The sequence below is a fragment of the Trinickia violacea genome (assembly GCF_005280735.1).
In the GTDB taxonomy this organism is placed as follows: Bacteria; Pseudomonadota; Gammaproteobacteria; order Burkholderiales; family Burkholderiaceae; genus Trinickia_A; species Trinickia_A violacea.
Genome location: NZ_CP040077.1, coordinates 3,780,914 through 3,807,485 on the forward strand (window position 1 = coordinate 3,780,914; position 26,572 = coordinate 3,807,485).

General features: G+C 60.3%; 26 protein-coding genes. 5 read left to right on the plus strand and 21 right to left on the minus strand.

All coding sequences use genetic code 11. From position 1 onward, the window contains the following. Together FAZ95_RS17335 and FAZ95_RS40700 are read left to right on the plus strand one after the other, a co-directional pair. Nucleotides 1–927 carry a class I SAM-dependent methyltransferase gene (locus tag FAZ95_RS17335; protein ID WP_137333574.1) on the plus strand — a complete coding sequence of 309 codons (927 nt, stop codon included), beginning with the start codon at nt 1–3 and terminating at the stop codon, nt 925–927. Beyond that, the gene (locus FAZ95_RS40700) at nt 875–1,324 is read left to right on the plus strand and encodes a GtrA family protein (RefSeq protein ID WP_137333575.1); all 450 of its coding nucleotides are present in this window, start codon (nt 875–877) and stop codon (nt 1,322–1,324) included. The genes FAZ95_RS17335 and FAZ95_RS40700 overlap by 53 nt, the downstream gene beginning before the upstream one ends. 131 nt (nt 1,325–1,455) lie before the next feature. Here the strand turns inward: FAZ95_RS40700 and FAZ95_RS17345 are convergent, their stop codons facing one another. After that, nucleotides 1,456–3,255 (minus strand): tetratricopeptide repeat protein, encoded by a 1,800-nt coding sequence (locus FAZ95_RS17345; protein ID WP_137333576.1) that lies wholly within the window; start codon nt 3,253–3,255, stop codon nt 1,456–1,458. 443 nt (nt 3,256–3,698) lie between these two features. Here FAZ95_RS17345 and FAZ95_RS17350 point away from each other — a divergent pair, with 443 nt between their 5' ends. Beyond that, a complete protein-coding gene (locus tag FAZ95_RS17350) occupies nt 3,699–4,463 on the plus strand; it encodes a class I SAM-dependent methyltransferase (protein WP_137333577.1) in 765 nt (254 codons plus the stop codon). A gap of 123 nt (nt 4,464–4,586) precedes the next feature. Here FAZ95_RS17350 and FAZ95_RS17355 read toward each other — a convergent pair whose 3' ends face one another. From FAZ95_RS17355 to rfbB, 13 genes are all read right to left on the minus strand, one after another. Further along, complete coding sequence (locus tag FAZ95_RS17355) at nt 4,587–5,270, minus strand: class I SAM-dependent methyltransferase (protein ID WP_137333578.1); 684 nt, start codon at nt 5,268–5,270, stop codon at nt 4,587–4,589. A 67-nt stretch (nt 5,271–5,337) separates the two neighbouring features. Continuing rightward, nucleotides 5,338–5,889, minus strand: coding sequence for a D-glycero-alpha-D-manno-heptose-1,7-bisphosphate 7-phosphatase (locus FAZ95_RS17360; protein ID WP_137333579.1), 552 nt, complete (start codon nt 5,887–5,889; stop codon nt 5,338–5,340). Between the two features lie 2 nt (nt 5,890–5,891). Next, on the minus strand, nt 5,892–6,599 hold the full coding sequence (locus FAZ95_RS17365; RefSeq protein ID WP_137333580.1) for a nucleotidyltransferase family protein: 708 nt from the start codon (nt 6,597–6,599) through the stop codon (nt 5,892–5,894). Beyond that, on the minus strand, nt 6,596–7,177 hold the full coding sequence (locus FAZ95_RS17370; protein ID WP_137333581.1) for a D-sedoheptulose-7-phosphate isomerase: 582 nt from the start codon (nt 7,175–7,177) through the stop codon (nt 6,596–6,598). Before FAZ95_RS17370 ends, FAZ95_RS17365 begins: the two co-directional genes overlap by 4 nt. Further along, nucleotides 7,177–8,199, minus strand: a complete 1,023-nt coding sequence (locus tag FAZ95_RS17375; protein ID WP_137333582.1) for a GHMP family kinase ATP-binding protein — start codon at nt 8,197–8,199, stop codon at nt 7,177–7,179. The genes FAZ95_RS17370 and FAZ95_RS17375 overlap by 1 nt, the downstream gene beginning before the upstream one ends. Beyond that, nucleotides 8,196–9,158: a GDP-mannose 4,6-dehydratase gene (locus tag FAZ95_RS17380; RefSeq protein ID WP_137333583.1), complete on the minus strand. Its 963-nt coding sequence runs from the start codon at nt 9,156–9,158 to the stop codon at nt 8,196–8,198. Before FAZ95_RS17380 ends, FAZ95_RS17375 begins: the two co-directional genes overlap by 4 nt. A 4-nt stretch (nt 9,159–9,162) precedes the next feature. Beyond that, a complete protein-coding gene (locus FAZ95_RS17385) occupies nt 9,163–12,411 on the minus strand; it encodes a glycosyltransferase (RefSeq protein WP_254699934.1) in 3,249 nt (1,082 codons plus the stop codon). Then, a complete protein-coding gene (locus FAZ95_RS17390) occupies nt 12,411–13,793 on the minus strand; it encodes an ABC transporter ATP-binding protein (RefSeq protein WP_137333584.1) in 1,383 nt (460 codons plus the stop codon). Before FAZ95_RS17390 ends, FAZ95_RS17385 begins: the two co-directional genes overlap by 1 nt. Beyond that, a complete protein-coding gene (locus FAZ95_RS17395; RefSeq protein ID WP_137333585.1) occupies nt 13,783–14,607 on the minus strand; it encodes an ABC transporter permease in 825 nt (274 codons plus the stop codon). The genes FAZ95_RS17390 and FAZ95_RS17395 overlap by 11 nt, the downstream gene beginning before the upstream one ends. A 30-nt stretch (nt 14,608–14,637) precedes the next feature. Further along, on the minus strand, nt 14,638–15,531 hold the full coding sequence (gene rfbD / locus FAZ95_RS17400) for a dTDP-4-dehydrorhamnose reductase (RefSeq protein ID WP_137333586.1): 894 nt from the start codon (nt 15,529–15,531) through the stop codon (nt 14,638–14,640). Beyond that, nucleotides 15,528–16,079 carry a dTDP-4-dehydrorhamnose 3,5-epimerase gene (gene rfbC, locus FAZ95_RS17405; RefSeq protein ID WP_137333587.1) on the minus strand — a complete coding sequence of 184 codons (552 nt, stop codon included), beginning with the start codon at nt 16,077–16,079 and terminating at the stop codon, nt 15,528–15,530. The genes rfbD and rfbC overlap by 4 nt, the downstream gene beginning before the upstream one ends. After that, on the minus strand, nt 16,064–16,957 hold the full coding sequence (rfbA, locus tag FAZ95_RS17410; RefSeq protein ID WP_137333588.1) for a glucose-1-phosphate thymidylyltransferase RfbA: 894 nt from the start codon (nt 16,955–16,957) through the stop codon (nt 16,064–16,066). Before rfbA ends, rfbC begins: the two co-directional genes overlap by 16 nt. 9 nt (nt 16,958–16,966) lie before the next feature. After that, on the minus strand, nt 16,967–18,028 hold the full coding sequence (gene rfbB / locus FAZ95_RS17415; RefSeq protein WP_137333589.1) for a dTDP-glucose 4,6-dehydratase: 1,062 nt from the start codon (nt 18,026–18,028) through the stop codon (nt 16,967–16,969). A 354-nt stretch (nt 18,029–18,382) separates the two neighbouring features. On the opposite strand from rfbB, the gene FAZ95_RS17420 reads away from it, so the two are divergent. Both FAZ95_RS17420 and cysC read left to right on the plus strand, forming a co-directional pair. Further along, entirely contained in the window at nt 18,383–19,228 is an 846-nt protein-coding gene (locus FAZ95_RS17420; protein WP_137333590.1) for a symmetrical bis(5'-nucleosyl)-tetraphosphatase, read from the plus strand. A 281-nt stretch (nt 19,229–19,509) separates the two neighbouring features. Further along, a complete protein-coding gene (gene cysC / locus FAZ95_RS17425; RefSeq protein WP_254699736.1) occupies nt 19,510–20,121 on the plus strand; it encodes an adenylyl-sulfate kinase in 612 nt (203 codons plus the stop codon). Here cysC and FAZ95_RS17430 read toward each other — a convergent pair. The 7 genes from FAZ95_RS17430 to FAZ95_RS17460 all read right to left on the minus strand — a co-directional run bounded on the left by FAZ95_RS17430 (nt 20,071) and on the right by FAZ95_RS17460 (nt 26,538). After that, nucleotides 20,071–20,874 carry a lysophospholipid acyltransferase family protein gene (locus FAZ95_RS17430; RefSeq protein ID WP_137333591.1) on the minus strand — a complete coding sequence of 268 codons (804 nt, stop codon included), beginning with the start codon at nt 20,872–20,874 and terminating at the stop codon, nt 20,071–20,073. The two genes, cysC and FAZ95_RS17430, sit on opposite strands and share 51 nt — an antisense overlap. A 24-nt stretch (nt 20,875–20,898) precedes the next feature. Next, nucleotides 20,899–22,176: a dihydroorotase gene (locus FAZ95_RS17435; RefSeq protein WP_137333592.1), complete on the minus strand. Its 1,278-nt coding sequence runs from the start codon at nt 22,174–22,176 to the stop codon at nt 20,899–20,901. Between the two features lie 57 nt (nt 22,177–22,233). After that, entirely contained in the window at nt 22,234–23,265 is a 1,032-nt protein-coding gene (locus FAZ95_RS17440; RefSeq protein ID WP_137333593.1) for an aspartate carbamoyltransferase catalytic subunit, read from the minus strand. A 146-nt stretch (nt 23,266–23,411) separates the two neighbouring features. Beyond that, nucleotides 23,412–23,936 carry a bifunctional pyr operon transcriptional regulator/uracil phosphoribosyltransferase PyrR gene (pyrR, locus tag FAZ95_RS17445; protein ID WP_137333594.1) on the minus strand — a complete coding sequence of 175 codons (525 nt, stop codon included), beginning with the start codon at nt 23,934–23,936 and terminating at the stop codon, nt 23,412–23,414. Then, nucleotides 23,923–24,363 carry a Holliday junction resolvase RuvX gene (gene ruvX, locus FAZ95_RS17450; protein ID WP_137333595.1) on the minus strand — a complete coding sequence of 147 codons (441 nt, stop codon included), beginning with the start codon at nt 24,361–24,363 and terminating at the stop codon, nt 23,923–23,925. The genes pyrR and ruvX overlap by 14 nt, the downstream gene beginning before the upstream one ends. Further along, nucleotides 24,360–24,938 (minus strand): YqgE/AlgH family protein, encoded by a 579-nt coding sequence (locus tag FAZ95_RS17455; protein WP_137333596.1) that lies wholly within the window; start codon nt 24,936–24,938, stop codon nt 24,360–24,362. Before FAZ95_RS17455 ends, ruvX begins: the two co-directional genes overlap by 4 nt. A gap of 214 nt (nt 24,939–25,152) precedes the next feature. Continuing rightward, complete coding sequence (locus FAZ95_RS17460; RefSeq protein ID WP_137334608.1) at nt 25,153–26,538, minus strand: hypothetical protein; 1,386 nt, start codon at nt 26,536–26,538, stop codon at nt 25,153–25,155. Between the last annotated feature and the right edge of the window lie 34 nt (nt 26,539–26,572).

Sequence of the window (26,572 nt, forward strand, 5' to 3'; positions counted from 1 at the left end):
ATGCAACTTCTGGAACGAGCGCAGCGCAACTGTCCGGTTTGTGGCAGCTCCCCCGATCGGGCGAAGATATTTTTCGACGAGCACATCGATTCGTCGAAGCTCAACGAGTTCAGCTTTGCCTCTCGGAAAGAGCCTGAGTACCTTTGCTATCAGATGGTGCAATGCTCCTCGTGCGACTTGGTCTACGTAGATCGCCCGCCATCGCAACAAGCTCTCGCAGAGGTTTATCACGCAGCCGACTATGACAGTAGCGAAGAAGCCGACGATGCCGCCTCCGCCTATGCGCGCGTGATCCGGCCCGCCTTGCGCCAACTGAAACTTGGTCGTGCATTGGAAATCGGCACCGGCACGGGCGTGTTTCTAGACAAGCTCAAGCAACTGGGTTTCGAAACTGTGGCAGGCATCGAGCCTTCGACAGCCGCGATTGCTGCGGCCCCCGCACATCGTCACGACTGGATTCGCGAAGGGATCTTCGTCGAAGGTGATTACGAGCCCGAGTCGTTTGACTTGATATGTTGCTTCATGACGCTCGAACACGTACGGGAGCCTGCAGAAATCACCCGGTCCGTCATGCGACTGCTCAGACCGGGAGGAGCATTCGTCACAGTCACGCACGACTACCGCAGCATCGTGAATCGATTGATGGGCCGGCGCTCGCCCATTATCGACATCGAGCATATGCAACTCTTCTCCGCGCGCAGTATCGCGGCGCTCTTCGACAGAAACGGCTACACAAATGTCCAAGTGAAACCGTTCGTGAATCGATATTCCCTCAGATACTGGACGCGTTTGGCGCCCTTGCCCTCCGGTATCAAGAGCTTCGCTCAACAGACCATCGCCACACTCGGAATTGCCGGCATTAAGATTCCGATGAATGTCGGAAACACCGTTGCCTTGGGCTTCAAACCGTCAAATCAGCGTGCTTAAATTTTTCTCCGGACCATCAGGGCGTATCGCGCGGTTTGTGGCCGTCGGAGCGCTCAATACGGTCTTTGGTCTCGCGGTCTACACATTGTTCGTTTGGTTCGGCAGTGCGCCTTGGCTCGCGCTGATAGGCGGCAATCTCGCAGGCGTCGCATTTAACTTTCTGACTACTGGCGGACTTGTCTTCGCTGATCTCTCCCCTCAGCGAATACCAAGGTTTGTGGCAGCGTACGTCGGAACCTATTTGCTCAACCTTGGACTCATTCATCAGTTGACGCCCCGGGTTGCTGGTCCCATAGTCAGTCAGGCCATCCTTACGCCAATTATGGCCGTCATCGCCTATTTGCTTATGTCGAAGGTCGTGTTTGTGGGGCGAGCAAACAGCGAACCTGAACCTTGAATGTCGGCCAGGATAGCGCCGCGTAATAGCGCTGCGCGCAAGTTTGTTGGCATTTCTAATAGTCGTCCACCAATGGCACAAGGCGCCAGTCCGGCGCCCACCACGTAGACATTTCGTGCGATTAGAAAGAATTATCTAATTCTATCCAGCGCTTTCTGAAAAGCCGGATTCGGAGACGCTGCTTGTGTTTCTACAGCCTTAAGATACTCGCCGCGGGCACGATCTATGTCGCCTTGACGCTCCAGTGATTTCCCAAGAAAGTAATGTGAATATGGGTTCTCTGGTAACAACGCTTCTGCCCGACGCAGATAGATTTCTGCAAGCGAAGGACGGTTGTAGTCCAAAAACAGGGTTCCATATTTTAGATATGTATACCCATCGACTGACGAATTGTCAGACTTAGAGGCGTCAAAGACGTCCAGCAAGCCTGGAAAAGCCAGGATTTCGGCCAAGGCAAAATAATTCGGAATAGGCGTCGCAATTGAATATGGAGGCTGCAATCGCATAATTACGTCCCCATCATTTCGAACTAGCCATGCCTCATTGAAGGCCATTTTCGGAACATCTTCCGGACTAATAAAAGTAATCAAATCTTCTGGCTTATCCGCGCCATTCTGAGTCTGGTGAATCTTCTCGGCATCGTACGAGACTACAAATAAATGTGTTCCCGATGGCACCCCAAACGAATAAACCGAGTTTTTATTCTCAAAAATATTAGATGGGAAATTCACGCCTGAGATGAGGATATTTTGATCATCTGACGGAATTTCCTTGATGAGATCGCCAAACCTCTTCATGAATTTTTTCTGGTGCTGTTGGTCCGCGATAATCCAATTTTGCCCTGCATAGTCCCCCGCAGACAAAACCGGAGAATAAAGCGCAACAATCCCAATTGCAATTGGGATTGCTGTGAAGAATCGGATTTTTCGTGATGCAACGCATAACATTATGACGGGGGCGTACATCAAAAACGCAGCGTTCCACGTATAGGACTCGCTATGATGGTTTGGCAACAAAGAATTTGGGAGAAGAGCCAATGCGCCTGCGATCGGAAGCGAAAATGCCCAAAGGAATTCTCTACTCCACAAACCAGTTCCAACAGCTACAGCAATAATCGAAAGGAATACCACGCAAAGCGTGGCGGCGTTTACTCCCTCTGAGAGATAGCGAAACCATTCCTTTGAAACTGAACTTACGGAAAGTACGACGTGGTACGCGCCCTGTGGATCCGCGCCATTCGTAAATGGGGATGACACAAAATGCTCAAAAGCGAGCGCCACCACTCCCGCCACTCCGATCGCTAGACCTGGAATTAACGACTTCATCCGAAATCTATTTTCAACCGCCCAGACAGCACATAAAAATATTGCAGAAAGAAGGTAGGTTTCCTTTGCAAGCGGCGCTAACAATACAAAAATTGCGGCAAGCCACGGTGTCGCGCCATTCGAGATGAAAACAAAAGCAATAAGAAAGAGAAAAAACGATAGCTGGGAAAAGGAATCCCAGGTGGACATTTGATATTGGTACGGGTGCGATGATATCAGGAACGCAAACAATAACGCACACGCAATTGCGTTCACTCCAATGGATATCTTGAATGCACGCCTAAGCGACATCACAATCAGTGCATAGTTTATCGCCACCAGCAAAAGATTTGCAACGATCGACCCTCTGATCCCAAGATTTCCTGTCAGCCACATATAAGCTATCCCTAGGGGGCGAGGAAACATGAGAAGACCCCAAAAGGAATATGGTGAATTTTTTATTGCTGATGCCGAATAAAAATCCGAATTTTGAGGCCAGAATGGATCAATAAACCCTGGAAATACATACCTCAGGACTAGAAAATCCACAGCTATAAAGATTGCAATCAAAGCCGCCATTTCTGATAGGTAACAAATGGCGGTGCGCCGAGCCTCAACACCTGTCATGTTCTTCTCTTTCCTTAGGATGACCTGGATTTTACCGCAAAGAGGCTTGTCGCCACTGACGGCTGCGATCTAAACACACGCACCCGGTACCCCGACATCAGCACACGCGTCGCGCGCCGAATCGCGGGATATGTCCTCGACGCACTCAACTGTCCGCCATTCGAAACATGCCTTTAAGCCCGAAGTATTTATAGCTGACGTCCAGCTCGTTGCCTCCAAGTACGCCCAACTGCCGGCCCCTTTTCGACGTCGCTCAGAGTCAGACTTTCCTGACCCGTTACGCCACCCTGTTCCGCCAGGAGGTCGGACATGAAAAGTTCGCTTTCCGCGAGCGAGAATCATAGAATCCTTACAAACCCTTACCCAAGGAAGGCAGCGCGACATGCGGCGGCTTCCACTCGGATTCGCCATTCGTCTGCCCAAATATCCAGGCTTGGCTCTCCATGCAAGAACGGTTTCAGCCAATCGCGGTCACGTCGCCGTGTCAGCACCCTTGGCTCTTCAAATTGCGTTGCCTAGTTGATGTACAGCTCGGCTCGATTGTCAAGCATCTGCGACCGGCGTTGAGTCGCCTGCGTGGGCGCGTTCTGGACGTCGGAGCCGGTGAATCGCCGTGGCGCGACTGGCTCCCACGGGGCACGACCTACCAAGGAATCGATATCGGCAATGCCGCCGATTTCGGAATGTCAGGCGGGCGCAACGATATCAAGTACTACGACGGGACAAGAATCCCTTTCGACGATGCCGAATTCGATAGCGCCATTTGCATCGAGGTCCTCGAGCACGCACAAAATCCGGAATTGCTCCTTCGGGAAATCGCCCGAGTGCTCAAGGAACAAGGCGTTCTGTTGCTGACGGTACCTTGGTCGGCCCGCAGACATCACATTCCGTATGACTATCACCGCTTCACCCGCGAGCGTTTGCAAATCTTGATTGGTGAGGTCGGGTTTGGCGATATTCAAATTATCGAACGAGGCAGCGACATTGGCGTAATTGCCAATAAGTTAACTGTTCTGACCGCCAGGCTAATCAAGCCAGCGAGTGCGCGCAGTTTGCTCTGGACGGCTCCACTCGCTGTTGTCTGCGCGCTTTTGGCTGTCATGTTTCTGATTGCTGCGCATTGTGCTGACCCGCTGGGCAAGGGTTCGGTCGAAGACCCTCTTGGATATTTCGTGTCTGCGGTACGGCGTAGACACGGTCCCGCTTGACGTCGAAGCTCCCCGTTGTCCCGCGTGATGACTTGGTGGGAGCGAGCGACAGAGTGACCTGCACAGCCACGCCACTCACTCTACGGCGGGCCATGACAGATTAGAAAGGCCAGATATACGGCTCTACGATTTACGAGCTAGGAATGCCGTCGCAGCCGGATACTCGACAGCAAAGATCTGCACGCTGTCAAAACCCGCTTCCATCAAATACGTCCACGCATCTGCACCGAATTCATTCTGAACGACAAAGTCGTATCCGGAAGTCGACGGATTCCCGTGATAGCTGTTCTTCAATCCTTGACGGTTTCGCGTTAGCCGACCCACGATAGTAGGCACGGTATAGCACAGTGCTCCGCCTGGCTTAAGCACGCGACGGCATTCCCTAAGTGCGTGCACCGGGTTCTGAACGTGCTCGAGCGTATCCGAATGAACCACGATGTCGAATGCGTTGTCGGGGTACGGAATCGCGTGCATGTCCACTTCCGGATACGCGCCGAACAAGTAGCCAGGGAACTTGCGCAGAACTGGCGTGAGGTTTCCCGCTTCGTTGATCTCGAGGATCGAAATACCCTTCATGTTCTCGAACTCAGGGACTTCGTTCAACTTCGCTTCCGTGCCCAATGCCGCACGCAGCGCATTGGCAAGCGCGATGGAACGCAAGTTCGCGCCACAAGAATTACAGCTCTCGCCTTGCTGACGATTGACGTAAGCTTCTTCCGCCTGCGACAACTGCCAATCGTTGACTAGCTCTTCCCACAGAACACGCTTGGAAGTGAAGCTCTCTCCACCGCAAACACTGCATTTCATTGTGTTCCTTCCTGCGCCGCATCTATCGCCGCGCTCAAATATCGTAGCCCCAAATCCCTACTGGGTTTCAAATCCAATGGAGACTCTTTGCGACCTGACTCAACTCGGCAATTGAAATAAAGTCTCCAGATACTTGCGCTTTATTTTCGCCGCCTATCAAGAATCGGTGCTTCACGCCGGCGGCCTTTGCCGCCTCCATATCGGAAACCGAGTCACCAACCATGACAGAAGCGTTCACATCGACCGCGTGCTCGGCGACAGCCCTCAGCAACATCCCCGGCGCCGGCTTCCGGCATTCGCACTCGCGCTTGTACTCGCCAATTCCCGCCGTCGGATGATGCGGGCAGTGATACACCTGCGTAATCGGCGCACCTTCAGCAGCAAACTTCTCGAGCATCCACGCCGTGAACTCGGCAAACGTCTGCTCGCTGTAGTAGCCGCGCGCGATCCCGGCCTGATTGGTCACGACGAACACGTCATAGCCAGCCTGCCTCGCGTTGCGCACGAGTTCAAAAATCCCCGGCAAGAACACACAATCTCCCGGCCGATGCAGGTAACCAATATCGACATTGATCACGCCATCGCGGTCGAGAAACAGCGCGCGCTTCAACTCGGCCATCGTCACGCCACCATTTGCGGCACGACGGTCTGCGCCAACGCGTAGTCTTCGGGAACACCGATGTCAATCAACTGGCTCACCGCAGGCACCGCGTGCACATGCAATTCGCCAAGATGCGCGTGCAGATAATCCTGCTCGAACGAAAAGCGTTCCGGCATCGCGTAGCGCTCGAAAGCCTCGCGCTTCAACAAATAGACCCCCGCGTTGATGAAACCTGCGCCGGTCTGCCCTTTCTCGCGAAACGCCGTCACCCGGCGCGGCGGCTCCGCATCGAAATCGACCGCGCCATACCGGGCAACGTCGTCGAGTTTCGCGACCGCCATCACCAGGTCGGCGCCCGGCGCCACCGCGGCCGAACTGAGCTCGGAGAACTCGACGATGGTCATCGTGTCGCCGTTCAGGACGAACGCTTCATCGCCGTCGATCGCCGCCATCGCCTTCGCGATCGCGCCGCCTGTTCCCAGCGGCTCGTCCTCGACGACGTAGTGCACCTTCAGCGAGCCAAACGCAGCGCCGAAGTAACCTTCGATCACTTCGCGCTTGTACCCGACCGACAAGTACACGCTCTCGATCCCCTGCTGCTCCAGCCGCCGCAGCACCCACCAGAGAAACGGCTTGCCGGCCACCTCGGCCATTGGCTTGGGCAGGTCCGGGACTACGGAGCGAAGACGCGTGCCGAGGCCACCCGCTAAGACGATCGCCGGAATCATGCGCGCGTGAAAATGCTGGATTCGACAAGGCCGCAAACGATGTGGCCGAGCAGGATGTGCCCTTCTTGAATCTTGGGCGTTTCGCGCGACGGCACTTCGATGCACACGTCCGCCAGCTCGAGCATCGCGTTGCCGCTCGCGCCGGTGAAGCCGGCCACGTACAAGCCCTTTTCACGAGCCTCGCGCATGGCGTTGATCACGTTTGGCGACTTGCCCGAGGTCGAGATACCCCAAAAGATGTCGCCCTTCACGCCGACGGCCTGAACCTGACGCGAGAACAGCTTTTCATAGCCGTAGTCGTTGCCGATCGCGGTCATGACCGACGTGTCGGTGGTCAGCGCAAAGGCCGGCAGACCCGGGCGATCGAAATTGAAGCGGCTAACGAATTCGCCGGCGATATGCTGCGCATCCGCTGCACTGCCGCCGTTGCCCGCGATCAACACCTTGTTGCCGGCGTTGAGAGCAGCAACGATCGTTTGCGCGAACCCGGCGACTTTGTCTAGCAGCGCTTCGTCAGCGTGAATGGCGTTGAAGATCTCAATCGCCTTCGAGATTTCACTGCGGATGATGTCCTTCATTACGTTCTCCAGGAAAACGCACCGTGTTCGGTAAAGTTGCACGTAAAGACCTGGCCATTGAACTTGGCAAGCTCACGCATGACATTCGGGCGGCGAGCCGGGTCGACGAAGAACATCATGAATCCTCCTCCGCCTGCACCGGACACCTTGCCGGCAAGCGCGCCGGCTCGGATCGCCGCATCGTAGATTTCGTCGATAGACGAATTGCTGATGGCATCGGCGGTCTTTTTCTTCGACTCCCAGCCCGCGCGCATCGACGCTGCCAACGCTTCGATATCGAATTTGAGAACCGCTTCTTTCATCGCCGTCGCTTCTTCCTTGACGTGATGAAGTGCGTCGATCGACTTCTGGACGTTTCCGCTCACACCGGACGACTGTTGTTCGATGATCTTCGCCGACTCCCGCGACACGCCCGTATAGAACAGCACGAGCGACGACTCCAGCTCGGCCTTCACGTTAGCCTTCAGCCGAAGCGGGTTCACGATCACACGATCGCCGTAGAACTCCATGAAGTTCAGGCCGCCGAATGCAGCCGCGTATTGGTCCTGCTTTCCGCCCGCCATGCCGAGATCGACACGCTCGATCTCGTAAGCAAGATGAGCGACCTCGTACTCGCCCAGAGGAAGCGACATCAATTCGGAAAATGCATGGACGAGCGCGACCACCATCGTCGAGGACGAACCCAGGCCCGATCCCGGCGGCGCTTCCGAATGCGTCGTGACGGTCACCGAAATCGGTTGTCCATGGTTGAAGTCTTTGACGATCCGGTTGTAGACGCCCGCGTGGAGATCGAGCCCGCTGACCCGCTCGAGCACCGGCTGCGCCTTGCCCGACCACACACGCCCGGTATCCGCGGCGACAAATTCGACCAGCCCGTCCTCGCGCTGCTCGATCGTCGCATACGCGTACTTGTCGATCGTGACGTTCAGCACATGGCCGCCGAACCGCTCGGTGTAGGGGGAGACGTCGGTTCCGCCGCCTGCAAGGCCGAGCCGCAAAGGGGCGCGAGAACGAACAATCATGCCTGTGCTCCTGCTGCCAATTGTGCGCGCCAGTAGGCGAGCATGTCGCCCACGGTCTGCGCAAGGGAAATTTCCTGCTTCCAGCCAGTCGCGGCGACGAGCCGGCTCGAGTCGCCGAAGATCACCTTTTCGTCGCTCGGACGCAGAAGGGCCTGGTCGACTTCAAGCGAGAACGGCGTCTTTGCGGCAGCCTGAATCAGATCGACGATTTCGCGAATCTGGTACGTGCGCGAGCCGCTTACGTTATAAACTTCGCCCGGCGCACCGCGATCGGCCAACAGCTCGAGGGCACGAGCGAGGTCTCGCACGTCCGTGATCGCACGGTGCGTTTCCAGGTTGCCCACGTGCAATGCGGGTGGAATCTGGCCGGCCTCGATTCGCGCGGCGCGGTAGGTGAAATCGGCGCAGACGTCTCCGGTTTTACGCGGACCCGTCGTGTTGAAAATCCGGGCGCAAACGGTGCGCAGCCGATAGTTCGACCAGTACTGAAGCGCGAGCATCTCGGTGGCGACCTTGCTCACGCCATACGGATGCAGCGGATGCATGGGATGCGACTCCTTGACCGGCACGGCATCCGGTGACACTTCGCCGTACTGTGCGCTCGAGCAGGCGACCACCACGACCGGGTCGATCTTCGCGGCCCGGATCGACTCGAACACATTGGCTGTGCCGACCACGTTCGTCTCGAGCGTCTCCGACGGCGCGCTCCACGAAAGCGCAGGATAGCTTTGAGCCGACAGCAGATAGACGACGTCGGGGCGAGTCTTTGCAATCACCGCGTCGGTCTGTTCGCGATAACGGATGTCGCAGCGCGTCAGGCGGTCGGCAAAGCCCATCCAATCGCGCGTGTCGACCGTGGCGTGGTAGTGCGTCCCAGCGACCTCATGGCCGGCGGCAATGGCACGCTCCATCAAGTAGCTGCCGACAAAACCAGTCGCACCAAGAATCAGTATCTTCATGAATTTATGTCTCACACGTTTGAACGCCGGCACCAGCAGCTCGACGGCTTTCCAGATTGGGATACGGCGCGGGATCGACATCCTCTGCCACGACACGCCACAGCGCCTCCGCCGAAAAACGCTCGCGCGCGAACGCCTGGGAGCGGCGCGAAGCGTTCAGCCACGCATCGTCATCCTTAAGCAGGCCGATCACTTTCTCCGCAAACGCGGCAGGATCGTCGGCAACGGCCAGGAATGCCTCCGCATCGGCCAGCCCTTGTGCGCCAGCCGGCGACGTGACACAGGGCAGCGCAAAGCGCATCGCCTCGACGACCTTACCCTTCATACCGCCGCCGAATCGAAGCGGAGCCACGGAAACGCGGCTCGTCCGGTAATACTCACCGAGCACTTCATCCGACACGAAGCCCGTCACGGTCACCGAATCGCTTGCCAGCGCGCGCACCTTTTCCGTCGGATTGGAGCCCACCAGATACAAGTGAGTCCCCGGTATCGCGGCCTGGATCTTCGGCAACACGTCGCGCACGAACCACTCGGCCGCATCGGCATTCGGTGCATGAGCAAAGCCCGCCACGAACAACAAATGCTTACGCTCGCTCAAATTCGCCCAGGGCTCGTCAGGAAACTGATCGAACGCATAGACGGGAATCGTAAACGCCTTGCCTGCCGCTCCGTGCTGGCTTTGCCAGTCGCGCACACACGCAGTCTCTGCGTCCGCCGGGTAATAGACGGTGTCGACTTTGCCCCAGAGTTCGCGCTCGATCTCGCGCACGGATTCCAGTTCGGTCTGAACCGACGCGCTATGCTTGATCTTCTGCTGATCTTGCAAGCGCAGATAGTGAATGTCGTGGCCGTAATAAAGCACGGTCGCCTTGCTGAAGCGGCGAATGTGGTCGATGAAGTCGGCTGAAACGTGAGGCCGGCTCAGCAGCACGTAGTCCAGATAGCGGCCGTTCTGCTCGATCCATTGCTCGAATTTGCCGCTGTATTCCGGCCCGTGGAACACCTCGACGCCCGCCTGCTCCAGCCTGGTTGCGTACACCGGGTCGTACCACAGGTTATGCGGCCAGAACTTCACGCTCATGCCGTGTTCGCGGAACAACTGCATGAATTGCCACATCGTGCGCGAGCCTGCGTCGCGGTCCGGCTGCGGCACATAGTGATCGACGACCAGAATCGTCTTGCGTAGCGAAGAGCGGTCATGCGCAAGAAATACGGCTTCGGCATTCGCAAAATGCTCGCGCTCCAGCACCTCTTTCCAGCGGGCGACGAACTTCTGCTGATTCGTGACTTGATACGCCTTGATTCCCGTCGACGTATCCGTCCCATTCGAAATTCCCTCGTAATGGATCACGACCGACAGCGGCTGATAAAGAACCTTCAGGCCGTGCTGACGAACACGGAAAGCCAAGTCCGCATCTTCGCAATAGGCGGGAACGTAGAGTTCGTCAAAACCGTTCAGCTCTTTGAAAAGCCCGGTGGGAATGAGCAACGATGCGCCGGAGCAGTAGTCCGCTTCCTTCACGTAGGTATAGTCGCTGCGCTTCGGGTCATCCAGGCGGCCGAAATTCCAAGCGGAGCCGTCGCGCCAAAGAATGCCGCCACCTTCCTGAAGCCGGCCATCCGGATAGACCAGCATCGAGCCGACCATGCCGCAGCCCGGCTCGCTTTCGAACAACGCAAGCATGCTGTCGAGCCACCCAGGGGTGACTTCGGTATCGTTGTTCAGGAAATAGACGTACTTCCCGCGCGCCTGTGCGGCAGCATGATTGCACGAGCGAACAAAACCGAGGTTCGTTTCGTTGACGTAGAAACGCAAGCCCGGCACATCTTTCAAGCGAAGTATTTCCTTATCGCCGGAAACGTCTTCCGCGACGATCACTTCGATCGGCGCCGATGGAAGGTGAGCGGCAATGGATCGCAGACACGAAAGCGTATGTCCGATGTTGCCGTAGGTCGGAATGACGACCGATACCACGGGCTCCGCGACACTTTCGAAACGCAATGCGCTCAACACGCCATCGACTTCGTGTGGGGCCACCGGCCCCAGGCCGCGCGGAATCAGCTTCACGCCTTCTCGATGACGCTTCCAGATCTCATAGTGAACCACGCCTTCGAATAGCCGCCCGCCGAAGCGGTAAGCGACCGACACCGCGCGATCCTTCCACTTCTTCGATAGCGGCGCCTTCCGGTACAGCGCCCGCGAGAGCCCGATGGCTCGCGCGCGATTGCGCTCGTCGAGCGCCGAGCTGAACTGGCCTCGCGCGAGCCGAACCGCAAAGCGCAATGGTGCAGTCACCCGCCATGATGTGGAGCGGTGCATCTCGTCGAGCTGTTGGGACAGTTTGTCGGCTCGCTGGGACAACTTATCGGCATCAAAACGCAGTTTGGAAATCTGACGATCGAGATCAAGCGCCCAGGCCGAGCGCGCTTCGAACTCGCGCTGCAATTCGCCGAGACGCGCGCGTACGTCCGCCTCTTCCTCACTCAGCTTGGACGCCCAGCGACCGATGTCTTCGCGCTCCTGGTATAGATCGACACCCTCCTCGAAGAAGAGCGACGCACGCGCGCTCTTCAGCGAAATAGGCTTGGCCGAACACACCGCCACGAAATACATCACGTTGTCGGCCCGAACGCTCCGGTCGGAAATCTCATTCGCTTCAAGCGTCAGCGCCTGATATTGCGGCTCGGTCGATTCGAGCGGCAACAACACCGAGCCCGTCGCAAGCCGCTGTCCGTAGTATTCGATCTCGCCGAACTGTTGACGGAGCAGCGCATCGAACTCGTCGAAGTACAGTTCCTTGACGTGAAACTCGTTCGAGTAGCCACGATCGTCCGAATACACTTTCTTGTTCGGAGACGAAATCACCAGCACGCCATCCGGCCGCAATACCCGGCGGATCTCGGCGAGCATCTGTTCCTGCTCGGCCAGATGTTCGATCGTCTCGAACGAAACCACCACGTCCACGCTTGCCGCATCCAGCGGAATCGCCGTCGCGCTGCCAACCTCGAAACGCAGATTGGCCGTGCCCTTGTAGGCTTCCCGTCCGTGCAGGACCGCACTCTCGGAAATGTCGACGCCGACAACCGAGCGCGCCCGCGTCGCCAGCAATGCGGAGCCGTATCCTTCGCCACACGCGATGTCGAGCACATCGCGTCCGGCCGCCATCGCGAGCGCCCAGCCATACCGATGCATGTGCTCGTAGCGAATCACGCCCCCTTCCGTGGGGATAAACCGCTCGCCAGTAAACTCCATCACGCCATTGACCTCTCTTTCTCTACGCTGATCCGCAGCATCGGGACGCCAACGAGTCCGTGACTCAATGGACTCATAAGAGCACGGAATTGCAACGCGTCGTGAACCCAATGTTGCTGGGTATGATCGTCCTGTGTCCCCGAGGCCACTGCTGCATCGATCGAGTACGCGCCAACGGGCAGGTAAGGCATGCGGAATTGGAACGTTGCATGGAGTTGGTCGTTCGCAACGCCTTCGATCACGTTTTCGTGGCTCAAGTGGGTATTTGCCCCGAATAGCCGCTGACCCAGCCGGTCCTTGAGGTAGAAGCCGATGATCAGGCCGGAAAGTGCCGTGTGAAGCTCGACGGCGATGTCCAACGTCACGAGTTCGCCGCCTTGCACCATCGGCATCGCACGCGCGTCCTCATCGATCATTGCGACGCCGGTAATCGTGGCCCCGCCCGCGCCAAACGCGCTCTCGTGAGCGTCCGGGTCGAACTCGAAGACTTTGATCGAATTGCTTCCCTTCAGCTGTTCGGCATTCTGGTCGACCACGTCCATCTGGGCCATCTTTGCGCGCGCTCGCTCCACCTTGATTGCGCTGACCTCGACCCCCTGCGCCTTCCGATCCAGCACGTGCTGCTCGGCCAGATACGCCTCGACGACATCCTTCGCCGGCCCATCCAGGCGCACCGAGCCGTGATCGAGCCAGACGGCGCGCGAGCAGAGGCTCGTCACCGCGCCGACATCATGACTGACGAAGAGCAACGTGCCGTTCTTCTGAAACTGGCGCAAAAAGCGCATGCACTTCTGGGTAAAGCGAACGTCGCCGACCGAGAGTGCTTCATCGACCACGAGCACATCCGCGTCGACGTGCGCCGCAATCGCGAACGCGAGGCGCACATACATCCCGCTCGAATACGTCTTGACGGGCTGCGATACGAAATCACCGATCTCCGCGAACTCGATAATCGAGTGATAGCGTTCCTGCAGTTGCTTCTCGGTCAGCCCGTAGAGCATGCCGCTCAAGTAGACGTTTTCCTCGCCGGTGAATTCAGGATTGAAGCCCGCTCCCAATTCGAGAAGCGCAGCAATACGGCCGTTGCGCTTCACTTCGCCTTGCGTCGGCGTCAGCGTCCCGCAGACGAGTTGCAAGAATGTCGACTTCCCCGATCCGTTCTGGCCGATGATCGCCACGGTCTCGCCGCGCTCGACCGTCAGATCGACGTTGCGCAGCGCCCAAAACTCACGGAAATATTCCTTGGGCTTGGCGCCCACCGCACGCGACAGCCGCGGCAGCACCATCTGCTTCAGGCGATCCTGAGGCGCGGCATAGATTTCGTAACGCTTGCCGAGGCCATGCACCTCGACAGCGGTTTGCTTGACGCTGTCAGAGCACATCGGCGAACCCCTTGCGAGTCTTCTGGAACCAGATCAGACCCAGCGATGCGATGACATACGCGACGACCGAGTAGATCAGCCAGCCGGTCCAATTCACCTGGTGGCCCCAGATCGCGACATTGCGGAATTGATCGATGATGAAGGTCAGCGGATTCAGCATGATGATCGCCTGCAGCTTGGGCGGCACCGAGCTCAGCGGATAGAAGACCGGCGCCATGAACATCAGCAGCGACGATACGATCCCCATCACCTGCCCGAGGTCGCGCATGAACACGCCGAACGAGGCGAGGAACCAGACGAGCCCCGCAATCAGCACGACAAACGGCAGCAGGATCACCGGCACGTACACGACGGTCCAGGGGATATGGCCTTGCCACAGAAAAATGGCGACCAGCAAGATCACGAACGCGACCAGCATGTGGAAAAGCGCGGTGCCGACCGCGATCCAAGGAAGCGTCTCCAGCGGAAACACGACCTTCTTGACGTAGTTCGGATTGCCGACCACGAGCATCGGCGCACGCGTCAGGCACTCGGAGATCAAGTTGTGCGACAGCACCCCGACGAACATCACGACCGCAAATTCGATATGGTCCGTCGAATCCGCACGCCACCTCGACTTGAATACGAAGCCGAAGACGAACGTGTAAATGCTCAGCATCAGGAGCGGCGTAATGAACGACCAGAAGAGGCCGAGAAACGAACCCTTGTAGCGCCCCGCCACTTCACGCTTCACAAACTGCACGATCAGCGGCCAATTTCCCGCGAGCGACTGCACGACTGCCAAGGGATGCAGCAGCCGATTCGATGTTCCCATACGTGTTCCCATATTCAATGCGAGACCTGCCTATTGCGCCCAGAGATCGTCGAGCGCGAGCGCGAGCCCTTCTTGCCAATCCGCGCGGTTGAGCTTGAAACGCCGATCGAACTTCCCGTTGTCCAGCATCGAGTACTGCGGACGGCGAGCCGGCGTCGGATAGGCATCGGACGGAATCGGCTCGACCTGCGTCGTCTTGACTGCGAACTGCTCCGAGGCCCGAGCGGCCGCGATGATAGCGCTCGCAAATCCATGCCACGTCGTCTCACCCGCGGCCGTCATGTGGAAAAGTCCGGATTCGAACGCTCCCGCAGCGCGCTCGCGCTGCGCCTGCGCCACCACATGCGCGGTCAGGTCGGCGATCATGCGCGCCGGCGTCGGGACGCCGATCTGGTCCGCCACGACCCGCAACGTCTCCCGCTCGCCCGCCAAACGCAGCATGGTCTTCAGGAAATTGCGTCCGCGCGTCGCGTAGACCCAGGTCGTGCGCAAAGTCAGCCAGTCTCCACCAGCGGCTTCGATCGCCTGCTCGCCGGCCAGCTTGGTGCGGCCATAGGCATTGAGCGGCGCGACCGGATCGGTTTCGACGTACGGCTTGCGCGACGCCCCATCGAAGACGTAGTCGGTCGAGTAGTGAATCATCAGCGCGCCGTGCTTGCGCGCCGCTTCGGCGAGCACGCCAACCGCTTCCGCGTTCACGCGCAATGCCTGCGCTTCTTCGCTTTCCGCCTGGTCCACGGCCGTGTAGGCGGCGGCATTGACAATCGCATCCGGCCGCACAGCGGCGACGAGCGGGCCGAGAGTCTCGGGTTTCGTCAGATCGGCTTCGCTCCGGTCGAGCGCGACGACTTCACCGAGCGGAGACAACGCACGACGCAGCTCCCACCCAACTTGCCCGTTGCGGCCGGTCACCAGAATCTTCACTCGAACACCTCTGCGTTGGCGAGCAACAGGCCGGCGGCATCTTTCGCGGCGACCTGCGGTTCGCCTTCGAGCGGCCATTCGATCCCGAGCGCGGGATCATTCCACAACAGACTGCGCTCGTATTCCGGATACCAGTAGTCGGTGGTTTTGTAGAGGAATTCGGCGCTATCGGACGTCACGCAAAAACCGTGTGCGAAGCCGGGCGGCACCCACAATTGGCGCTTGTTGTCGGCCGACAGATAGACCCCTTCCCACTTGCCGAAAGTCGGCGAGCTGCGGCGCAAATCGACGACGACGTCGAACACCTCGCCGGCCACGACGCGCACAAGCTTCCCTTGCGGGTGCTGGATCTGGTAGTGCAAGCCGCGCAGCACGCCCTTCACGGAACGGGAGTGGTTGTCCTGCACGAAATCGACGGTGACGCCCGTCTCTTTCGCAAACTCGCGCGCATTGAAACTCTCGTAGAAGAAACCGCGTGCATCGCCGAACACCTTCGGCTCGATGATCTTCACGTCGGATAGCGCGGTTTGGATTACGTTGATGGCCATGCAAGCGGGTCCGAAAGTAGGTTCTGCAAATAGCGCCCATAGGCATTCTTCGCGAGCGGCGCAGCCAGAAGCTGCAATTGCTCGGCATTGATCCAGCGCCGACGGAACGCAATTTCTTCGGGGCACGCGACCACCAGCCCCTGCCGCTTCTGCAGCGTCGCGATAAAGGTGGCCGCGTCGATCAGCGAATCGTGCGTGCCGGTGTCGAGCCACGCATAGCCGCGCCCCATGATTTCGACGTTCAGCTGTCCCGCACTGAGATAGCGCGAATTGACGTCGGTGATCTCGAGTTCGCCGCGGGCCGAAGGCTTGATATCGGCAGCGATATCGCAAACTTGATTGTCGTAGAAATAAAGGCCGGTCACGGCATAGTTGGAGCGCGGCTTGGCAGGCTTCTCTTCGATCGACAACGCCTTGAAGCTCTTGTCGAATTCGACCACGCCGTAGCGCTCGGGGTCGTGCACGTGATACGCAAATACCGTGGCACCGTCCGCGCCGGCGCTCGCACGCTCGAGTTGCTTGGCGAGATCGTGGCCGTAAAAGATGTTGTCGCCGAGAATCAGCGTGGACGGATCGTTGCCGATGAACTCGCGGCCGATCAGAAATGCCTGTGCCAGCCCGTCCGGCGAGGGCTGCACCGCGTATTGAATATTCATCCCCCACTTCGAGCCGTCGCCGAGCATAGACGAAAAGCGCGGGGTGTCTTCCGGGGTCGAGATGATGAGCACGTCGCGGATGCCGGCCACCATCAACGTCGACAGCGGGTAGTAGATCATCGGCTTGTCGTAGACCGGCAGCAGTTGCTTCGACACCGCATGCGTGATCGGGTACAAGCGCGTCCCCGACCCGCCCGCCAAAATAATGCCTTTACGCGCCATGGCTATACCTCACGCGCGCTGCGCGTAATTGGTCTCCACCCACTTCCGGTATTCTCCGGAAGCCACCTCATCGGCCCACTCCTGGTTGTCCAGATACCAGTGCACCGTCTTCGCCAGACCCGTTTCGAAAGTCTCGGCCGGCTTCCAGCCAAGCTCGCGCTCGAGCTTGCGCGCGTCGATCGCGTAGCGGCGGTCGTGGCCGGGGCGATCCGTCACATAGGCGATCTGGTCACGATACGAGCCCTGCGCCTTCGGACGCGCCGCATCGAGCAGATCGCACAGCGTGTGCACGACTTCGAGATTCTTCTTCTCGTTCCAACCGCCGACGTTGTACGTCTCGCCCGGCTTGCCGCGCGCCAGCACTTCGCGGATCGCACTGCAATGGTCGCCGACGTACAGCCAGTCGCGCACATTCTGGCCGTCGCCGTACACCGGCAATGCCTTGCCCGCCAGGGCGTTTGCAATCATCAGCGGAATCAGCTTCTCCGGGAATTGGTACGGGCCATAGTTGTTCGAGCAGTTCGTCGTCAGCGTCGGCAAGCCATACGTGTGGTGATACGCGCGCACGAGATGGTCGGAACCCGCCTTGGTCGCCGAGTACGGGCTATTGGGCGCGTACGGCGTGATCTCGGAGAATTGCGGGTCCGTCGCCGACAGCGAGCCGAACACTTCGTCCGTGGAGACGTGCAGGAAGCGGAACTCGGCCTTGCCGGCGTCGCTCAGGGTGTTCCAATACTGGCGCGCGGCTTCCAGCAGCGTGAACGTGCCAACCACGTTAGTCTGGACAAAGTCCGCCGGACCATGAATGGAGCGGTCGACGTGGCTCTCCGCTGCGAAGTGCAGTACCGCGCGCGGCTTGTGTTCGGCAAAGAGGGCGTCGAGAGCAGCCCGATCGCAGATATCGGCTCGTGCAAAAATATGCTTCGCGTTGCCCTGCAACGACTTGAGCGTACGCAAATTGCCTGCGTACGTGAGTTTGTCGATGTTCAGGACTGCTTCATCGGAAGCGCGCAGCCAATCAAGCACAAAGTTGGCGCCGATAAAACCGGCGCCGCCCGTTACCAGGATCATGGGGTTCCCTTATGAGGTCGCGGCCGGCAGCAAGATGTCTGTAAGCCGATCACAAAAAGCAGTAAATGTCTTCAGGTCTTCGCAAAGCCGGTAATTTTAACCGGCCGGCCACCGGGTGGGCGCGCAGATTTTTTGAGACTGCAATTATAAAGCCGCTGAGGGCAAAAACCAGACCTCTAACAACTCGAAACAGCTTGACAAAGCTTGCCGCCGTATTTATGGAAACCAGGAAACCTTTTCATTTTTTTGCATTTTTAGGCAAAATCTGTTGCCTTAATGCAGAATGAATACCGAATTGCAAGCCGAGCCGACCGCGCCGCAGCCTGCCACCGGTGGCAGGCGCCCCACCCAGCCATGACCGAACAGATTCCCCCGCCCTTCGCCTTCGGCGACCTCCAAGGCTGCCGTAACCCGTTCCAGCGCTTGCTTGGACAGCTGTCTCCCAGCGACAACACTCCGCTCTGGTTCGCCGGCGATCTGGTCAACCGTGGTCCGGAGTCTCTCGCGACGCTGCGCGACGTCGTCGGGTTCGGGGAACGCGCGGTAGCCGTGCTCGGCAACCATGACCTTCACCTTCTCGCTGCTTCCGCCGGCATTCGTCGCACCAAGAACAGCGACACGCTCGACGACATCCTTGCGGCCCCCGACGCCGCTGAGCTGATCGAGTGGGTCCGCCACCGTCCATTCGCCCATTTCGAGAACGGAATGCTCTTGGTGCATGCGGGCGTTCTGCCGCAGTGGGATGTGACGTTGACGCTCGAACTGGCCGATGAGCTGCAGCGGGCGCTGCGCGCACCGACATGGATTGAGACGCTCAAAGACCTTTATGGAAACGAGCCTCGCCGCTGGAGCCCCGATTTGAAGCGCGCGGACCGCCTGCGCGTCGCGTTCAATGCGTTGACGCGAATCCGGTTCTGCACGGCCGACGGCGCGATGGAGTTCGCGGCGAACGGCGGGCCGAACGCGGCACCGGAAGGGTACTTGCCGTGGTTCGACGCGCCGGATCGTCAAACTGAAAATGTCACCGTCGTATTCGGACATTGGGCCGCGCTCGGTCTGATGCTGCGAGACAACTTGATCGGGCTTGATTCGGGTTGTGTTTGGGGCAACCGTCTGTCGGCAGTTCGACTCGCAGCCAGTCCCGCTGAACGCAACGTTGCGCAGGTCGATTGCACGGAATGCAAAGCACTCGGTAATTGATACCCACGGAATACCGATCAACAGGAAGAAGTTGCTTCCTATCGCCTGAAAAAGCACTGCCTTCCACAGATTCGCCTGACGCCTCGCCAACCTTCCCTGACACCCGCATGTCATCAATCGGACGTCCACCAATATTCCGTAACATAGGTTGTAACGAGTTTTACAGTTTTGCTTAAGACTCCCAATATAATTCGCTCCATGCGTTATGGCCCTTAAGCTTCTCTTCAGGAGGGCCGAGCTGGAGAAAAGTCTTGGGAAACACCGCACCGTCGCCATCCGAGTTGCAGGCCAGCGCCGCAACGGTCCGCTGGGGCACCCTCGAAACCCGCACCCATGTCGCCGTGCTGCCGCGCGATTATGGCGGCGTGATTTGGCTCACCGGCATGTCGGGCGCCGGCAAATCCACAATTGCGAACGGTTTGAAAGAGCGCCTGCAGACGGAGCGTTGCATGACGGTCGTCCTGGACGGCGACGCACTTCGAACGGGCTTGAACGCCGGTCTCGGTTTCAGCTACAACGATCGCCTCGAAAACGTCCGGCGCATGGCCGAAGCCGCCGCGCTATTCAAGGCCGAGGGTTTCCTCGTTATTTGTTCGCTGATCTCTCCCCTGATCGTCCACCGCAAGCTGGCACGCGAGATCATCGGGGATCGCTTCTTCGAGGTTCATATCAGCAGCAATCTCGCGTGCTGCGAGGCGCGCGACCCGAAGGGGCTCTATGCTCGCGCGCGTCGAGGCGAAATCCCCGAATTCACCGGCGTATCGTCGGCATACGAACTGCCGCCGTCACCGAATCTGGCAATCGACACCGCGGGCGAAGCCATCGCAACCTCAGTCGCGAAGCTAGAAGCGTTCGTCCGCGGCAACATCCGCTTCGCGCGGTCGCAACGCTGAAACCGAGCCGCGTCCAACCGCCGCTTGCATTTCGGCGAGCGCAGCGCCCACCGAGTCCTGCGCCAGCGCAGCCAGCGAACGCCTATCCGGTCCAGCCATAATCGGCGCTCCCACGTACAGGTGCGCCGTGAGCGGCCCACCGCGCAACAGCGCGTTCAGCGAATCGGCAAGCGACAAGTCATCGATATACGCGGGCGCCGTCGATTGCCGGCCCTGCGCGTCCTCGTACATCAGGCAAATCGGCTGCACCGCACACCCCGCCGACACCGCCGCCTGAAACATGTTTGCGTGAAACGGCAGCAACGCGAGCCCGTCGGACGTGGTGCCTTCCGGAAACACGCACATCAGCTCGCCCGCGCTCAGCCTATCCGCCAGCTCGTGCATGATCCGCTTCGCGTCGCTGCGCTTTTCGCGCTGGATGAACACCGTGCCGAGCTGGTGCGCGAGCCAGCCCACCACGGGCCAGTTGCGGATCTCGGCCTTCGAGACGAACGGCGTCGGCCGCCACGCGTTGATCACGTAAATGTCGATCCACGATATGTGATTGCCGACCACCAGCGCGCCGTGATCGAGCCGCGCTTCGTCGTTGTGCACGACGAGGCGCATGCCCGCGAGACGCAGCATCTTCAGCGACCACTTGCGATTCATTTCGAGCTTCTGCTCGTCGGTCGCACGTGGGAAGCGTGTAGCGACGATCCACATGCCATGCAGCAGATGCGTGACGAGCCGAAGCTTGCGAAGCGCGATGTTCATCGTGAGATTCCGTGTATGCGTGCGTCAGCGCGATTCGAACGCGACGTGTCCCGAGACGACCGTCGCGCGCACGCGTGCCGGCAGTTCGTACCCAAGAAACGGCGTGTTATGGCCCTGGCTCTTCAACACGCGCGGCTCGACACGCCAGTGCGCGCCCAGATCGAACACGCACAGGTCGGCGACTCCGCCCGCAGCGATACGTCCGGCAGGCAGCTTCAGCACGTCGGCGGGCGCATTGGTGATCCGGCTCAGCGCCTTCCCGAGCGGCACGCCCGCCTCGCTCGCCCACTTCACGGTCAGCGACAGCAGCAGCTCCAGGCCCGTCGCGCCCGGCGTCGCTTCGCCGAACGGCAGCAGCTTCTCGTCGTCGTCGACCGGGGTATGGTCCGAGCAGATCGCATCGATGGTGCCGTCGACGAGGCCCGCGCGAATCGCTTCGCGGTCGCGCTGGCCGCGCAATGGCGGGTCGAGCCGGAACTGCGCATCGAAGTAACCGATGTCGACGTCGATCAAGTGGATGTGATTCATGGCGACGTCGCACGTCACGGGCAGCCCTTCGGCCTTCGCCTCGCGCACGAGCGCGATGCCCGCCGCCGACGACAGATGCGACAGATGCACGCGCGCGCCGGTCACGCGAATCAATTCGAAAATCGTATGGAGTGCGATCGTTTCGGCCGACACCGGTACGCCCGACAAACCGAGCCGCGACGCCACCGCCCCGCTCGCCGCTACGCCGCCCTTCGCGAGATACGCGTCCAGCGGACGCAGCCACACCGTATAGCCGTAGGTGCTCGCGTATTGCAGCGCGCGCAGCATGACTTGCGTATCGACAATCGGATTGTCCGCCTGCGAAAAACCAATGCACCCGGACTCGGTCAGCGCGACCATCTCAGTGATGACCTGCCCCTTGAGCCCGACCGTCAGCGCGCCAAGTGGGTACACATGCGCCTGATTCAGATTGCGCGCGCGGTATTTCAGCATTTCGACAAGGCCGGGTTCGTCGAGCACCGGATCGGTGTCCGGCGGGCAGACCAGGCTCGTCACGCCGCCCGCGAGGGCGGCGGCCATTTCAGAGACGAGCGTCGCCTTGTGCTCATAACCGGGCTCGCGCAGCCGCGCCGATAAATCGACGAAACCCGGGGCCACATAGAGGCCCTTTGCGTCGACCGTCTTCGCCGCATTGAAATCGGCCGGCGCGGCGCCGATCGAAACGATCTTGCCCGCCGCAATAAATACGTCCGCCTGTTGTTCGGTGCCGGACGCCGGATCGATCAGCGTGCCGCCTTGGATATGGATCTTCATGCGCTGCCTTTTTTCTGCGTTGCTTGTCGCTTCAGTGCTCTTAACTGCGGCCGGGGTTCAGTCGTTGTTACCTGCGACGATGCCCATCACGGCCATGCGCACGGCAATCCCGAACGTCACCTGATTCAGGATCACCGATTGCGGACCGTCGGCGACTTGCGAATCGATTTCGACGCCGCGGTTCATCGGGCCCGGGTGCATGACGATCGCATCGGGCTTCGCGAGCGCGAGGCGCTCGGGCGTCAGCCCCCAGCTCTTGAAGTACTCCTGCGCCGACGGCAAGAGCGCCCCGCTCATCCGTTCGTTCTGCAAGCGCAGCATGATGATCACGTCGACGTCCTTCAGCCCTTCGTCGAGGTTGTGAAAGACGCGCACGCCCATCTGCTCGAGACCGCCCGGCAGCAAGGTACGCGGGCCGACCGCGCGCACTTCGGGCACGCCGAGCGTGGTCAATGCATGGATGTCGGAGCGCGCAACGCGCGAATGCAGGATGTCGCCGACGATCGCCACGCGCAGGTTCGTGAAATCGCGCTTGTAGTGGCGGATCGTGTACATGTCGAGGAGACCCTGCGTCGGATGCGCGTGGCGTCCATCGCCGGCGTTGATCACGTGCACGTGCGGCGCGCAGTGCTCGGCGATCAGGTACGGCGCACCGCTCGATGCATGACGCACGACGAACATGTCGGCGTGCATCGCCGAGAGATTGTTGATCGTGTCGAGCAGCGACTCGCCTTTGCTCGTCGACGACGCGTTGATGTTCAGATTCAGCACGTCCGCCGAGAGGCGCGTCGCGGCAATCTCGAACGTCGTGCGCGTGCGCGTCGAGTTTTCGAAGAACAGATTGAACACCGATTTGCCGCGCAACAGCGGCACTTTCTTGATTTCGCGGTCCGTCACGCTGACGAACTGTTCGGCGGTATCGAGGATGTGCGTGATGATCGAGCGCGGCAGGCCCTCGATCGTCAGCAGGTGCTTGAGCTCGCCGTTCTTCGTGAGCTGCGGGTTGCCCTTTAGAAAGCCGTGGCGAAAGCGCTCGCCTTGGGTGGCTTCGCCGGTGTTGTCGGCCAAGCCCTGGGTGACGGTGTTCATGATGTGCTGTGCCTGATTCAAACGTGTGCTTGACGTGATTCGCAAGTTGCCCGCGGCAGCCGAGTAGGCTGGCGCGCGCTGCGAGAGAGCGCTGCACCGCGTCCGTCCCGCGACTTGCTGCATTGGGAATTGCGTTGCCGCGTCACTTAAGCGCGTGCTTCGGTGTGAAACGTAAGGTGTCCGTCGTCGCCGCGCGCGAGCACGAGCGTCGTGTCGGCGCCCACCTCGACCACGCCGCCGACGAAGCGCGCGGCCACCGGCATCTCGCGTCCGCCGCGATCGGCGAGCACGGCGAGCTCCACGGCTGCGGGACGTCCGTAGTCATACAGCTCGTTCAAGGCGGCACGCACGGTGCGGCCCGTGTACAGCACGTCGTCGACGAGGACGATGCGGCGATCGTTCACGTCGAACGGCAGCGACGTCGGGCTTGCCTGGATATGCAGGCCCTTCTTCGCGTAGTCGTCGCGATGCAGCGCGATGTTGACGACGCCGAATTCGGCCGCGCCCAAATCTTTCGCGAGCCGCTCGACGAGCCACGCGCCGCCGCTGTAGATGCCGGCGAGCACAGGGCCATCCGCCGCGCCAAACGAAGCGCCCGGCGAACCGGGATACGCCGCGCGGATCTGCTCGAGCAACGCGCGATAAAGCGCCTCCGCATCAATGAAGCTCATGATCGTCGGAAAGTCCGTCCAGATATTGTTGAAGGATGATGCGAGCCGCTTCGGCATCGAGCATGTCGGCACGCGCAGCGCCCTGGCGGATATCGGCCTCCGCCTCGACCGACGAATAGCGCTCGTCGACCCAAGTCACAGGCAGATTGAAACGGCCGTTCAACTGATTGCCGAAACGCTTCGCGAGCTGCGTCATTTCGTGCGGGGTGCCGTCCGGATGGCACGGCAGGCCGACCACGAGCGCATCCGGCCGCCACTCGCCGATCAGCTTGCCGACCGCTTCGAAGCGGTATTCGCGATTGCGGTTTTGCAGGACGACGAGCGCGCGCGCATGGCGGGTGAGGGAATTGCCGATGGCGACGCCGATGCGCTTTTCACCGTAGTCGAACGCAAGCAGCGTCGCCTCACGTCCGACCACTTTGTTCATGCGTGACCTGCTTCGCCGGAAAGCATCGACAGCGTCACGCCGAGCAGCGCGAGCGCAGCCTCCAGGCGGTCTTCGGCGGGCACATCGAAAACGATTTTGGGGTCTGCCTCGACGGTGAGCCAGCCGTTCTTCGAGATTTCCTCTTCGAGCTGGCCTGCGCCCCAGCCGGCATGGCCGAGCGTCAGCAGAAAGCGTTCAGGACCCTTGCCGCTCGCGACGGCTTCGAGCACGTCCTTCGACGTGGTCATCTCGAGCCCGCCCGTCACCACCATCGACGACGTGTACGAGCTGCCCTCGACGGGCTCGTGCAGCACGAAGCCGCGCTCGGTTTGCACCGGGCCGCCGAAGTAGACAGGGACATGCAGGAGAGGCTCGATCTCGAGCTTGAGATCGATGCGATTGAAGAGCGATTCCAGGTCGATGTCGGTCGGCCGGTTGATGACAAGGCCGAGCGCGCCTTTCTCGCTGTGATCGCAAAGGTAGACCACAGTCCCTGAAAACGTGGGATCCACCATGTTGGGCATGGCGATCAGGAACTGATTGGTCAAATTGATGCGATCGGTACTCTTGGGCATGGTTCGAATTTTATAGCAAAGACGAGGCGGAATGGCCGACAAGACCGCGCGTCAGACGGCTTTTGCCTGGATTCACGGCTTGAGGGCGATACTGCACTCTATCACGCGCTTACGCTTTGCCCACGGCCGGTTCGGCGCGGCTCACACACGCCGGCCTAGGGTCGCGGCGAACCATGGCGGGAAAGCGTCGGAAAGATATGGAACGGCGGGGGCGCTACCGTGTCGCGTGGGAAGCGGAAGGCCCCTCGCGGCCGCGCTCGATCGCCTGCGTCAGCGCCGCAACCGCCTGCTGCGAATCGGGCGGCGCGACGCCGGCAGCCACCCGCAGCAGCATCGCGCGCAGCGCCTCGGTTGCCCGTGAAATCGACGCGCCGTCGGGCGCGTCGATCACCGCGCGCGAATGCACTTCGGGCGCCGCGGCGCCCGCGTGCGCACGGCGCCGCCACGCGAGACCCAGCGCGTCGGAAAGCAGCGCCACATGGCCGAGCCCGAGCGCGCACGCGGCGGCGCCGAGCCGGTACGCCGCGTCGCTAGCCAGGAGCGCGCCGCCGGCATCGTCTTTCGCGGTGCTCGCGTGTTTCGACAGCACGTCGATCGACGCGTCCGCGGTCTGCAGGAAATCCTCATACGCATTGGCGTTGACGCTCAATACGCCCAGTTCACGCGTGAGCGACACATGACCCGTCGCCTGCTGTTCCGCCGCAGCCGCGCCTGCCTCCCACAACGCCTCGGAAGCCTGCGTGCCGGCGACGTGCCAGTCGACGGTCAAGCCGTAGTCGTTGAGCAGCGCGACCTGGTCCGCGTCTTCGGCGGCGGCGCCGTAAAGCGCGTAGTCGCGCCACAGGATCGCAAGCGACGCGCGCACGAACGATCGCGGCGCCATCGCAATGCCGCGCGCCTGGTCGGCGAGGAGCAGATTGCAGCGCGCGTAGAAGCGCTTGGCGTCGCCAGCGCCCGACTCGGCCCGGCCGCTCGCGCGCAACGCCTTCGAACAGCCGGCAGCCAAACGCCAGACATCGTAGGGATCGGGGCCCGCGAGCTCGGCCATGCACGCCTCGATTTCGTCGAGCGCGCTTTGCGCCGCCGAGTGGCCGCGCAATATGAAGAGCAGCGCGGCCTCGTAGCTCGCCCTCAAGAGCGCAAGCCGTTGCGCGGGCACCGCCCGCAACGTTGCCGGCGGGATCGGCCGGTGGGCGAGCGCGAGGTCTTCGTAGGCGACTTCGAACGCGTGCGTATGCTGCGCGAGGCGCACGCTCAGCTCGCGGTAGTGATCGAACAGGGTCGCGGAACACGCGAGCTCGCGCAGATTGCGCCGCTCGATTGCCGCCTGAAAGTCATAGAGCGCGATGCCGAAGCGCCGCGCGAAGTCGCCGCCGGCAAACGGCGACGCGAGCACGAGCGTGTCGGCAAAACGCTGGGCCGCGTGCCAGCCGGCCTGGCGCAGCGCCGCGGCCGCGTGGATCAGCGGGGCGGTGATGTCAGCGTGCGCGCTGAATCCGCGTTGCGCGTCGATCAGCGCCGTCTCGGCCGCGCGCACCGCCGCGCCGCGCGGATTCGGCAGCGCTTCGAAACTCGCGGGAACGGCGGAACCCTGTGTCATAGGCATGCGATACGACCACTCTCGGACCGCGCCT

Bases quoted from the DNA above. Each gene is read 5' to 3' on its own strand.
- FAZ95_RS17365 (WP_137333580.1), bottom strand. From the start codon at position 6,599: ATGATTCCGGCGATCGTCTTAGCGGGTGGCCTCGGCACGCGTCTTCGC.
- FAZ95_RS17455 (WP_137333596.1), bottom strand. From the start codon at position 24,938: ATGCCCAAGAGTACCGATCGCATCAATTTGACCAATCAGTTCCTGATC.
- FAZ95_RS17430 (WP_137333591.1), bottom strand. From the start codon at position 20,874: ATGAACATCGCGCTTCGCAAGCTTCGGCTCGTCACGCATCTGCTGCAT.
- FAZ95_RS17380 (WP_137333583.1), bottom strand. From the start codon at position 9,158: ATGAAGATACTGATTCTTGGTGCGACTGGTTTTGTCGGCAGCTACTTG.
- FAZ95_RS17435 (WP_137333592.1), bottom strand. From the start codon at position 22,176: ATGAAGATCCATATCCAAGGCGGCACGCTGATCGATCCGGCGTCCGGC.
- FAZ95_RS17395 (WP_137333585.1), bottom strand. From the start codon at position 14,607: ATGGGAACATCGAATCGGCTGCTGCATCCCTTGGCAGTCGTGCAGTCG.
- FAZ95_RS17375 (WP_137333582.1), bottom strand. From the start codon at position 8,199: ATGATTGTTCGTTCTCGCGCCCCTTTGCGGCTCGGCCTTGCAGGCGGC.
- FAZ95_RS17360 (WP_137333579.1), bottom strand. From the start codon at position 5,889: ATGGCCGAGTTGAAGCGCGCGCTGTTTCTCGACCGCGATGGCGTGATC.
- FAZ95_RS17420 (WP_137333590.1), top strand. From the start codon at position 18,383: ATGACCGAACAGATTCCCCCGCCCTTCGCCTTCGGCGACCTCCAAGGC.
- FAZ95_RS17390 (WP_137333584.1), bottom strand. From the start codon at position 13,793: ATGTGCTCTGACAGCGTCAAGCAAACCGCTGTCGAGGTGCATGGCCTC.
- FAZ95_RS17345 (WP_137333576.1), bottom strand. From the start codon at position 3,255: ATGACAGGTGTTGAGGCTCGGCGCACCGCCATTTGTTACCTATCAGAA.
- FAZ95_RS17355 (WP_137333578.1), bottom strand. From the start codon at position 5,270: ATGAAATGCAGTGTTTGCGGTGGAGAGAGCTTCACTTCCAAGCGTGTT.
- FAZ95_RS17370 (WP_137333581.1), bottom strand. From the start codon at position 7,177: ATGAAGGACATCATCCGCAGTGAAATCTCGAAGGCGATTGAGATCTTC.
- rfbA (WP_137333588.1), bottom strand. From the start codon at position 16,957: ATGGCGCGTAAAGGCATTATTTTGGCGGGCGGGTCGGGGACGCGCTTG.
- rfbB (WP_137333589.1), bottom strand. From the start codon at position 18,028: ATGATCCTGGTAACGGGCGGCGCCGGTTTTATCGGCGCCAACTTTGTG.
- pyrR (WP_137333594.1), bottom strand. From the start codon at position 23,936: ATGAGCTTCATTGATGCGGAGGCGCTTTATCGCGCGTTGCTCGAGCAG.
- rfbC (WP_137333587.1), bottom strand. From the start codon at position 16,079: ATGGCCATCAACGTAATCCAAACCGCGCTATCCGACGTGAAGATCATC.
- FAZ95_RS17440 (WP_137333593.1), bottom strand. From the start codon at position 23,265: ATGAACACCGTCACCCAGGGCTTGGCCGACAACACCGGCGAAGCCACC.
- FAZ95_RS17460 (WP_137334608.1), bottom strand. From the start codon at position 26,538: ATGACACAGGGTTCCGCCGTTCCCGCGAGTTTCGAAGCGCTGCCGAAT.
- ruvX (WP_137333595.1), bottom strand. From the start codon at position 24,363: ATGAACAAAGTGGTCGGACGTGAGGCGACGCTGCTTGCGTTCGACTAC.
- FAZ95_RS17335 (WP_137333574.1), top strand. From the start codon at position 1: ATGCAACTTCTGGAACGAGCGCAGCGCAACTGTCCGGTTTGTGGCAGC.
- FAZ95_RS17385 (WP_254699934.1), bottom strand. From the start codon at position 12,411: ATGGAGTTTACTGGCGAGCGGTTTATCCCCACGGAAGGGGGCGTGATT.
- FAZ95_RS17350 (WP_137333577.1), top strand. From the start codon at position 3,699: ATGCAAGAACGGTTTCAGCCAATCGCGGTCACGTCGCCGTGTCAGCAC.
- FAZ95_RS40700 (WP_137333575.1), top strand. From the start codon at position 875: ATGTCGGAAACACCGTTGCCTTGGGCTTCAAACCGTCAAATCAGCGTG.